Genomic DNA, 376 nt, shown 5'->3' with positions numbered 1-376 from the left:
GAACGAAACAAACAACGTGCAACGTCAATTTTTATTTTATGATGCTAGACAAACTAACTTTATTGGAGAGTTTGATCCTGGCTCAGGATGAACGCTGGCGGCGTGCCTAATACATGCAAGTCGAGCGGATTTCTTAAGAGCTTGCTCTTAAGAAATTAGCGGCGGACGGGTGAGTAACACGTGGGTAACCTGCCCATAAGACTGGGATAACTCCGGGAAACCGGGGCTAATACCGGATAACATTTTGCGCTGCATGGTGCGAAATTGAAAGGCGGCTTCGGCTGTCACTTATGGATGGACCCGCGTCGCATTAGCTAGTTGGTGAGGTAACGGCTCACCAAGGCAACGATGCGTAGCCGACCTGAGAGGGTGATCG

General features: G+C 49.7%; 1 rRNA gene. It reads left to right on the top strand.

Going from position 1 to position 376, the window contains the following annotated elements:
• Nucleotides 1–59 precede the first annotated feature (59 nt).
• A 16S ribosomal RNA gene (locus AAIE21_RS29395) occupies nucleotides 60–376 on the top strand; the annotation flags it as partial.

Source organism: Paenibacillus sp. 102 (assembly GCF_039549175.1).
Taxonomy (GTDB): domain Bacteria; phylum Bacillota; class Bacilli; order Bacillales; family Bacillaceae_G; genus Bacillus_A.
The sequence above is the reverse complement of the archived record's forward strand: the minus strand, read 5'-3'. Positions and strand labels throughout refer to the sequence as shown.